Raw genomic sequence first — 9,431 nt, 5'->3', positions numbered from 1 at the left:
CGGCGGATGGGGATAGATCTTGGTACCGCCAATACACTCGTCTACGTTCACGGCAAGGGAATCTTGCTTCGTGAGCCCTCCGTGATCGCCTTCGATGTCAATCGGCAGGCGGTTGAAGCTGTTGGTGACGAAGCAAAGCGAATGCTTGGGCGGACACCGGGGCATATTATTGCGGTACGTCCCTTAAAAGATGGAGTCATTGCTGATTTCGATCAAACCGAGCGGATGTTGCGTTACTTTATCGAGAAAGTGACCCGTAAACGTCCGTTTGATGCCCCGCAAGTGGTAGTCGGGATTCCGTCTGGTGTCACGGAAGTGGAGCGCATGGCGGTGATTGATGCCACTAAAAAGGCCGGTGCAGGCGAAGCTTTCTTAATTGAAGAGCCCATGGCGGCGGCAATCGGGGCGGGCCTCCCGGTGGCGGAGCCGATCGGTTCCATGATTGTGGATATTGGGGGCGGAACAACGGAGGTTGCCGTGATCTCGCTCTCCGGCATTGTGACAAGCCGTTCTATCCGTGTGGCGGGCGATGAGATTGACGAGGCCGTGGTCGCCTACATTCGGCGACAGTACAATCTCTATATTGGCGACCGGACAGCGGAGGAAGTTAAGCTACAGATCGGCTCCGCCTTTGTTTTAGAGCAAGAGCTAGAGATGCTCATCAAAGGCCGCGACCTCCTGACGGGGCTACCGCGCTCCACGAAGATCTCCAGTGGCGAGATTCGGGAGGCGATTGCGGAGCCCGTCAACCAGATCGTGGATGCAGTAAAGATGGCTCTGGAGGCGACACCACCCGAGCTTGCCGCCGATATAATGGACTCCGGTATCTATCTAGCCGGAGGCGGGGCGCTCTTGCGTGGGCTGGATCGGCGTATTCAGAAAGAGACAGAGATGCCGGTAAAGATTGCCCCCGACCCTCTCTCCTGTGTGGTTCTTGGTGCTGGAGAGGTGCTGGAGGAAGCGGAGATCCATCCAGGGCTGCGCAACGCACTGGTATCGAGTCGGTCGCTCTAGAGTCCTTAATACTTAAAAGAGGAGGGGGCTATGCGGCGTAAACGGCTGAGTGGGGGCTGGAACCCCCGTGTGGAACGGCGTGGTTTCAAGATCGCATGGGGGACTATCGTTGGCCTACTTATCGTGGGCGGCGTTGTGTTGGGAGTGCTGCACAACCGTCTTCAGTCTCAGGGGAAGGCCGATCCCGTACTTCTTGGAGCCCAGCTGATTGCAGGGCCTGCTGAGGTTGCTGCCGCCCGCACGAACCAGAGCGTCAATACGACCTGGCGAGGGCTTTTCGGAGGCGTGGCGCTGGAGCGCGAGAATAGGCAACTGAAAGAAAAACTCGCAGGGCTCCAGCTGGAGACCGAGCGGCTTACGTCGGTCGAGGCCCAGAACGAGCGCCTTCAGCAGCTACTTGCCTTTACGGCTCCCAAGTCGCCCAAGCCCATGGTTGCGGAAGTGATTGCCTGGCTACCGACCGCTCTGGAGCAGTCCATCACGCTGGGGCGTGGGAGCCGCGACGGCGTCGTACGCGATCAAGTGGTTCGCACGGCGGAAGGGCTGCTTGGCAAAATTACCGATGTCGGGCTGTTTACTGCGAAGGTGCGCCTTCTGACGGACACCGACTCTGGCGTCGGGGCGACGGTCGGTGGGGGAGCGGCCTACGGAATTCTTCGGGGTGTGGAACAAGGCAATAACAAGCTGGATCGTCGCCATGCACTTGACCTTGTGCATCTGGAGAGGACAGTGACCATTAAACCCGGCGACATCGTCTCCACATCGGGAGAAGGCGGGATTTTCCCTCCTGGGATTCCCATTGGGACGGTTGAGACGGTTCAAGAGGATGCCACGCACTTACTGAAAATTGCGCGGGTGAAGCCCTACAATCCCATGCCAGGGATGGTTCGTGAAGTACTCATTCTTCCCATACCGAAACTTCTGCCCACTGCGAAACAGGAAGTGGGACGTCCGTGAGCCGTGGGAGCATGGTCACACCAACTACCGCAGCCGCAACTGCCAGTGGCCCGCCTTCGTGGCAAGCAATCGTTGTTTATTTTCTGCTGCTTATGATCGGCATTGGTCTGCAAGCGACCGTTTCTTCGCATCTTGCATTTCTAGGGGCACAACCTGATTTTCTCCTGGCACTGGCGCTGTGTGTCGCTCTCCTAACAGACGCTCCCCTAGGCGCATCCGCGGGGTTTATGTCCGGGCTGATGATGGCCGCAATCAGCGGCCAGACAATGGGGACATATCTGGTCACCCGCACTGTCGCGTCCTGGCTTATCGGGGGGCTGCGTAAACGTTTTGTTCGCGCGGGAGTGCTGGTTACCCTCTTGGGCGTCGGGGTAGGGAGTGTCATTGCAGGGCTTCTTTATGGTCTGTCGGTTCCTCGGATCGGACTCTACCACTGGCTCTCTCTGACGTTTGTGGGAGCGGGGTTGAACATACTTGTCGCGCTGCCCATAGCCGTTCTGCTGCGCTGGCAGACACGCACCTGAGTCCTGAAAATTGAACTCGTTCAATTTCAGAAGCAAATCGCATAATCTTTATTGATAAAATTCGCTTTACTTCTGACTAGGCTCTCGTCTATAATCCAGTCATGGCAACAACAAACATAGAGCGTGGTCAGCCAGGAAGTAAGGCTTTCTTTAAAGATAGCTATCTGCTGCACAAACTTCACTCTCTTTCGGGGGTTATCCCAATCGGGGCGTTTCTGATCTTTCATTTAACGATCAACTCCTATAGCCTCGGTCTTAGTGGTGATGGCGAAGCCGCCTTCAATACGGCTGTAAAAGCGATTGGTTACGCGCCCTTTGTGATCCTACTGGAGCTGGGAGCGATTATGCTGCCGATTCTCTTTCATGCGATCTATGGCCTGATGATTGTCGCCGAGATGCCAGGCCCGGGAGGCAACACGGCGCACTACGGCTACGGGCGAAACTGGCTCTACACGTTTCAGCGCCTGTCGGGCGTGATTGCTGTAGTCTATATCTGCTACCACATCTACGACACCACGGTGCTGAAGTACACCTGGGAGCTGACGGCGGGCGAGGTGGAGGTGGGAAAGGAGCTGGGCTTTCAGTCCATTAGCTACCGCGCGATGGCATGGCGCTTCGCCGATCCTCTCTATCTGGCTTTCTACTTAGTGGGAATTTCTTCGGCATGTCTGCACCTAGGCAATGGCGTACTGAACTTTGCGATCCGCTGGGGGCTGGCCATTGGCAAAGAGGCGCAGAAAATCATTGCCATTCTCGGCTGGGGCCTGGGAATTGCGCTAACGCTTCTGGGCTCTGCGGTGGCGATTAACTTCGCAATCAAGGGCCAGCTCGACCATAAGGCACACACCAATCGCGATGCTTTTGTGAAAGTGCTTGTCAAAGAGGAGCTGGACAAGCGTGAGAAAGAAGTGAAGCGCAACGAGCCTGCAGGTCAGCAGGCAGAGGAGACCAAATAACATGGCAGGACCAACAAAAGCAAGAGTGATTGTCGTGGGGGGAGGGCTCGCGGGGCTCATGACCACGGTTAAGATCGCCGAGGCCGGTGGCAGTGTGGATCTCTTCTCCCTGGTTCCCGTCAAGCGCAGCCATAGTGTCTGTGCCCAGGGCGGAATCAACGGAGCGGTAAATACCAAAGGCGAGGACGATAGCCCGGGGCTGCATATTGATGATACTTGCTACGGGGGAGACTTTCTCGCCAACCAGACCTTAGTTGCGAAGATGTGCGACGCTGCTCCGGGGATTATCTATCTGCTGGATCGTATGGGGGTGATGTTCAACCGGACTCCGGAGGGACTACTGGACTTTCGGCGCTTTGGAGGAACCCTCAAGCACCGTACCGCCTATGCCGGAGCTACGACCGGGCAGCAGCTTCTCTACGCTCTAGACGAACAAACGCGTCGCGCTGAGGTTGAGGGACGGGTTAAGAAATTCGAGTTCTGGGAGTTTCTCGGGATTGTGCGCGACCAGGGCGGCACGGGCAAGTGCATCGGGATTGTCGCACAAGACCTGCGCTCTATGGAGATCAAGGCGTTTCATGCCGATGCCGTGGTGCTTGCGACCGGTGGCCCTGGCATGGTCTTTGGGAAGTCCACTAACTCCACGATTAACACAGGCACGGCAGCAGGGGCGATCTTCCACCAGGGTGCCCGTTATGCCAATGGGGAGTTTGTTCAAGTCCACCCGACAGCGGTTCCCGGCGAAGACAAACTCCGGCTGATTTCCGAGTCCGTGCGAGGCGAGGGGGGACGAGTCTGGGTTCCCAAGACGCCCGGCGACCCCCGTCCGGGGCAGAACATCCCCGAGAGTGAGCGGCTCTATTTTCTGGAGGAGAAGTACCCCAAGTACGGTAACCTGGTTCCTCGCGATATCGCCACCCGCGAGATTTTTGCCAAGTGCGTTGATGAGAAGATGGGGGTTTTTGGGGAGAATCAGGTCTACCTTGATGTCACTCATCTCGATCGTAAGAAACTGGATGAAAAGCTACGAGGCGTGCTGGAAATCTATGAGAAGTTCGTCGGCGATGATCCCCGTGATGTGCCCATGCGCATCTTCCCCGCAGTGCACTACTCCATGGGCGGTATCTGGGTCAACGACGGCACTAACCCGGATTCCACACCCTATCACATGACCAATATTGACGGGCTCTTCGCGGTGGGCGAGTGTGATTATCAGTACCACGGTGCCAACCGCTTGGGAGCGAATTCGCTGCTCTCCTGCCTAACAAGTGGGCAGATCGCGGGGCCCGCCGTAGTCAAGTACGTCGATAATCTCAGTAAGCACACCGACGGCACGGAGTCCGAGCTAGGGGCGCAAGAGCGTGCCCGCACTGAGCAGTACGAGAAGATAAAGAGCATGAACGGTGCTGAAAACCCCTTCTTGCTCTGGCGCGAGCTTGGTCATGTCATGACTGAGAATGTCACCGTGGTGCGCTACAATAGCCGTCTACAGCACACACTGGAAAAACTTGGTGAGCTAGAAGATCGCTACGAAAATATCGGGATTAGTGATGTGGGAGCCTGGTCTAACCAGACCATTCCCTTTACCCGACAGCTCAAGAACATGCTGGTTCTGGCAAAAATCATCACGAAAGGTGCACTTCTGCGCGATGAGAGCCGAGGGGCACACTACAAGCCCGATTTCGTGCAGCGTGACGACGAAAATTTCCAGAAAACCACCATCGCGGAATTCGATCCCGCCAACCCGCGCGACCCGAAGATCAGTTATGAGTCAGTGGATCTCTCTCAGGTGAAGCCTCGCCTGCGCAATTACACGGCGAGCTAGGAAAAGAAAATGTCCGAAGTTACCATACAAGTTACTGTTCTGCGGCAAAAAGACCCGGACTCTGCTCCCTATGAGGAACTGTTCGATGTCGCGTACAAGCCGCGCATGAATGTGATCTCTGTCCTGATGGAGATTCAGGCGCGTCCTGTCAATACCAAGGGCGAAAAAGTTACTCCGGTTGCGTGGGATCAGGCGTGCCTGGAGGAAGTCTGCGGCTCCTGTACGGTGCGCGTGAACGGAAAAGTCAAGCAGGCCTGCTCAGCACTCATTGATAATGTCGCGCCGCTTCAAGGCAACACGCGCCGATTGCAACTGGCCCCCATGAGTAAGTTCCCCACCGTCCGTGATCTAGTCGTGGATCGCTCCCGGATGTTTGAGAATCTTAAAAAAATTCAGGCATGGATTCCCATTGATGGCACCTATGATCTTGGGCCGGGACAGCGCATGTCACAGAAAGACCAGCAGCTTGCCTACCACTTTTCTCAGTGCATGAGCTGTGGCTGCTGTGTTGAGGCATGCCCACAGGTCAGTGAAAAATCGAACTTCATTGGCCCCGCTGCGATCGGCCAAGTGCGGCTCTTCAATGCGCACCCGACGGGTAAGCTCAATGCGGACGAGCGCCTGGAAGCCATCTCCGGCGACGACGGGATCGCCAGCTGCGGAAATGCCCAGAACTGTGTCCAGGTCTGCCCGAAAGATATACCGCTCACACGAGCTATCGCGGAGATCAACCGGGACACGACTATCTATCGGATCAAGAAATGGCTTGGTAAGTAGCCACGGAAATCGGTAAGTAGTCACGGAAAATAGAAAAAGCCCCGCTGAAAACTCAGTGGGGCTTTTTTTGTTCTTTATTCCTCTCTGCGTCCAGGGAGGCTAGCGAGAGTGCGGATCCTCACAATTGCCAGCTTCTGAATCGCGGAGGACAGATCCCCTTTTCTTCCTGCTTGTCCGTACGACGCCCGCGCGTCGGCATTATCCCCTAATCTCTCCTGAGCTTGTGCGAGCAAAAACCAGTCCGCTCCTGATCCGCGTAGGTGTACCATATCCCGCCGGACGCTGACCTCTTCACGAACTGCACTGGTGAAGCGCAGTAAGTGGGCAAGGCCTGCCAGTGCGACGATTTCACTTTCTTTGGAGACAGGGACGGAGCGCACCACGATTCCTGCCTGAGCGCTACTCGATCCCCGGACACCCGTGCGGGCACCCGCCAGATCTGCCTGATAGCCCGCGATAAACTTTTCCGTCCAGCCCTCTGCCGCGATGGCCTGCAAGGTCGCTTGGGGATAGAGGGAGTGCTCGTTGTTCAGGGCTCGCTTAAGCTCCATCTCGGCAGCGGGTCGGTCATTTTGCTCTAGGAAAGACTGGGCGAGTAGGCGACGCCAGAGCGCCTCGTTCTCAGGATCTTCCTGAAGAGCCTTCTGAAGTGTCCGCTGGGCATCGGTGGGGCGCTTTGCAGAGAGCTGCGCCTCCGCGAGAGCACGCTGGAGGCTTGGCCGTGCCGCAAAGAGTCCGCCTTCTTCAGAGAGTTTGAGTGCAGACGCATAGGAGACAGCTGCTTCTGCAAAGCTTCCGGTCTTCATCTGGATGTCTGCAAGTGCTGCGACGGGGGTAGGATCTTTGGGAGCCCGCTTCTGTGCATTTTTAAGGTTGCTGACAGCGACACTTGCCTGGCCGAGAGCCATGCTCGCCCTTGCCGCGCCAGTGGCCGCAGGAACCGCAACCGACTCCACCTGGCTAAGCTGATTGTAGAGCTTTAGTGCTCCACTGTGGTTGCCGGACTGCAGCTGCGCATCGCCCATGGCCAGAAGCGCACGTGGGTTCGCAGGATCTGTTTTTAGAGCCCCTTCGAGTGTGAGAACCGCCTGGTTTGCCTTACCTTGGGCCAGGTAGGAGAGTCCGAGATTGATTTTCGGCTTAGGCCAGAAGGGTGCGCTCCCAATAGCACGTCGGTACGAGAGTCCTGCTTCTTGGAAGCGAAGCTCTATTTGCAGAGCATCTCCTTGGAGCAGAGACAGTACAGGCGAGTTCGGGCATTGCTTGAGCGCCGCCTCAATTCGTTTCAGAGAACCCGAGGCATCGAGGCCAGGCTGGCCAGGGCGACTGAACCGCCGTACGGTGTCAAGATAAACCTGCTGCGCTGCGCCGCGATCACCATATTCTTGAAGTGCCCCTTGTAGCAAGAGCGCCGTGATCAAATCGTCTTCCGCAATACGTGTGGCTTCACGGTACTGCTGAACCGCGAGTGCAGGGCTGCGACGCAGGGCGGAGAGAGCGAGCCCCAGAGACCAGCGCACAACGAGCGCATTGGGAGCGGCTTCCATCGCCCGGATGTAGCTGCCCGTCGCGGCAGCGAACTCTCCGAGCCCGAGGCTCCTGTCGCCGCTTTTTAGTTCCGCCAGCGCCTTCGTGGAGAGCCCGGCTGGCCGAATATCAACGGTGGGTGTCTGGAGATATATCATTGAAATATCCCCAAGTTCACTTCTCCACGAGCGGACGCGATAGCATCCGTCGGGGTACTAGTTGCCCTTTGGGTGGAGCTGTGCTCAAGCTCTTCGGCTTCCTTGACCTCTCGGTTGAACTCCGCTGTTTGGATATGCACGGCTCCAAGTTCCAGATGCGCGACCGCGTTGACCTTGGTGGGCAGCAACGCATCTTTATCTTTAGCCGTGAGCGGAGGTAGGTGTTTGCGCCGGTGCACGGTAGGTGAGATGGCGCGCTGCACACTAGGGGCAAAGGGGTCGGAGACAGGCTTATTCAATGCTATCTTTGTGTCACTCCGACGTGCCTGATCTAGGGCTGTCAGCGCTCTAGGCGCTGGTGCGGGAGTCGCTTGAGCCAGCCTGACCTTGTTGAACTTAGGGCGAGGAGTGGTCTGAGGCGTCTTTGCTACTCGCAGCACACCCTGGGGATACGCAACGAAGACCGCCGCCGCTGCACCTGCCAGTGCCAAGCCGCCCAGTGGGGCCAGTCGGCGCTGGTGGAACACGGGGGGGGGCGGAGCCTCACTCTGGATAGCGGCTTCGAGGCGCTCCCAGAGAAACGGTGACGAAGCAGCGGCCAAGGGCGCGGCCTCTCGGAGCGCCTTCACCAGCCGTTGCTGCACAGCCCACTCCTGTTGGCAGTGTATGCAGACTCCTAAGTGCCGCTCGACACGCTCCACAAGCGTCTTAGGTAGCTCACCTGAAGCAAATGCTGCTAGTTTTGGTTGATAAAGAAGGCAAAAGATGCCCATATTAAAATGATTCCCCCAGTACCGACCTCAGACGCTTACAGGCGTAATGGAGCCGGGACCAGACGGTGCCGACGGAGCAGCCGATGATCTGGCTGATCTCCTCGCACGATTTCCCATCGAAATAATGTAGCTGAACCACAATACGCTGCTTCTCGGGCAGGCAGTGGACAGCATCGCGTAGCAGGCGCTCTCGCTCACTGCGCTGGGCTAAAGACTCCGGGTTTGTCTCCTCCGAAGCCTGCATCTGATCCAGACCTCCCCCTGTCTCTTCGGTCGGGAGAGGCTGTATCAGCTCCGGTTTAGAGCGCTGCTTGTGTTTAATCGCCGTATTGACAGCGATCCGGTAGAGCCAGGTAGAGAACTGACTCTCACCTCGAAAGCGCGGCAGGCCACGCCACGCACGTAAAAAAAGTTCCTGAACGATATCGTCCACATCGTCTGAGCGACGGGTCATCCGTGAGACGACCGCAGCCATCGGACGCTGGTAGCGGGCGACGAGGGTGCTGAAAGCATCCGTGTCGCCTCCGGCTGCACGGCGTGCAAGCTCCGAATCACCATGAAAACTCACGTGGCGAGCAGTCTCCGCCTCAGTAGTTGCTGAGGTTTTTCTTGTGCCAGTCATTGAGTAGGCCATCTCATCATATCCAAGGGAACGGGGATCGTTCTTTTATTGAGATTCCCCGCAATAAAGATTCCTTCAAAATTAGACTGACTTTTTTCTTGATGCGTGCGCTCAAGGCCGGTATAATGCCAGACGAGGAGTGAATAGCCAACAGCAGGGAAGCAGGCAGTGACCTCAAGAGGGAGTGTTCCCTCACGTTGCCCAGCTGTGGTTCTTTTTCACCATCCCAAGAAAAGAGTGAGGACAACGTCGCGTGATCATCACGACGAGACCCGGTATGGATATACCTCGCATCAGT

10 protein-coding genes are annotated in these 9,431 nt (G+C 56.9%); 6 read left to right on the top strand and 4 right to left on the bottom strand.

Features of this window, described 5'->3' with window-relative positions:
- From ACH2EH_RS19415 to sdhB, 6 genes are all read left to right on the top strand, one after another.
- The coding region (locus tag ACH2EH_RS19415) for a rod shape-determining protein (protein WP_395144260.1) at positions 1–1,014 on the top strand (1,014 nt) is incomplete at its 5' end.
- A 30-nt stretch (positions 1,015–1,044) separates the two neighbouring features.
- A complete protein-coding gene (mreC, locus tag ACH2EH_RS19410) occupies positions 1,045–1,971 on the top strand; it encodes a rod shape-determining protein MreC (protein WP_395144258.1) in 927 nt (308 codons plus the stop codon).
- The gene (locus ACH2EH_RS19405) at positions 1,968–2,495 is read left to right on the top strand and encodes a hypothetical protein (protein WP_395144256.1); all 528 of its coding nucleotides are present in this window, start codon (positions 1,968–1,970) and stop codon (positions 2,493–2,495) included. The genes mreC and ACH2EH_RS19405 overlap by 4 nt, the downstream gene beginning before the upstream one ends.
- Before the next feature lie 101 nt (positions 2,496–2,596).
- The gene (locus ACH2EH_RS19400; protein ID WP_395144254.1) at positions 2,597–3,451 is read left to right on the top strand and encodes a hypothetical protein; all 855 of its coding nucleotides are present in this window, start codon (positions 2,597–2,599) and stop codon (positions 3,449–3,451) included.
- 1 nt (position 3,452) lies between these two features.
- Positions 3,453–5,276, top strand: coding sequence for a succinate dehydrogenase flavoprotein subunit (sdhA, locus tag ACH2EH_RS19395; protein ID WP_395144252.1), 1,824 nt, complete (start codon positions 3,453–3,455; stop codon positions 5,274–5,276).
- Between the two features lie 9 nt (positions 5,277–5,285).
- Positions 5,286–6,053: a succinate dehydrogenase iron-sulfur subunit gene (gene sdhB, locus ACH2EH_RS19390; RefSeq protein WP_395144250.1), complete on the top strand. Its 768-nt coding sequence runs from the start codon at positions 5,286–5,288 to the stop codon at positions 6,051–6,053.
- Between the two features lie 74 nt (positions 6,054–6,127).
- Here sdhB and ACH2EH_RS19385 read toward each other — a convergent pair whose 3' ends face one another.
- The 4 genes from ACH2EH_RS19385 to ACH2EH_RS19370 all read right to left on the bottom strand — a co-directional run.
- Positions 6,128–7,738 (bottom strand): tetratricopeptide repeat protein, encoded by a 1,611-nt coding sequence (locus ACH2EH_RS19385; protein ID WP_395144248.1) that lies wholly within the window; start codon positions 7,736–7,738, stop codon positions 6,128–6,130.
- Entirely contained in the window at positions 7,735–8,511 is a 777-nt protein-coding gene (locus ACH2EH_RS19380) for an anti-sigma factor family protein (RefSeq protein ID WP_395144247.1), read from the bottom strand. Before ACH2EH_RS19380 ends, ACH2EH_RS19385 begins: the two co-directional genes overlap by 4 nt.
- Before the next feature lies 1 nt (position 8,512).
- Positions 8,513–9,133, bottom strand: a complete 621-nt coding sequence (locus ACH2EH_RS19375; protein ID WP_395144245.1) for a sigma-70 family RNA polymerase sigma factor — start codon at positions 9,131–9,133, stop codon at positions 8,513–8,515.
- A gap of 16 nt (positions 9,134–9,149) precedes the next feature.
- Positions 9,150–9,431, bottom strand: a 282-nt coding sequence (locus tag ACH2EH_RS19370; protein WP_395144243.1) for a hypothetical protein, incomplete at its 5' end; no start/stop codon positions are given.

The sequence above is a fragment of the Armatimonas sp. genome (assembly GCF_043760365.1).
Classification (GTDB): domain Bacteria; phylum Armatimonadota; class Armatimonadia; order Armatimonadales; family Armatimonadaceae; genus Armatimonas.
Note: the sequence above shows the minus strand (reverse complement) of the source record. Positions and strands in the feature narration are given on the sequence as shown.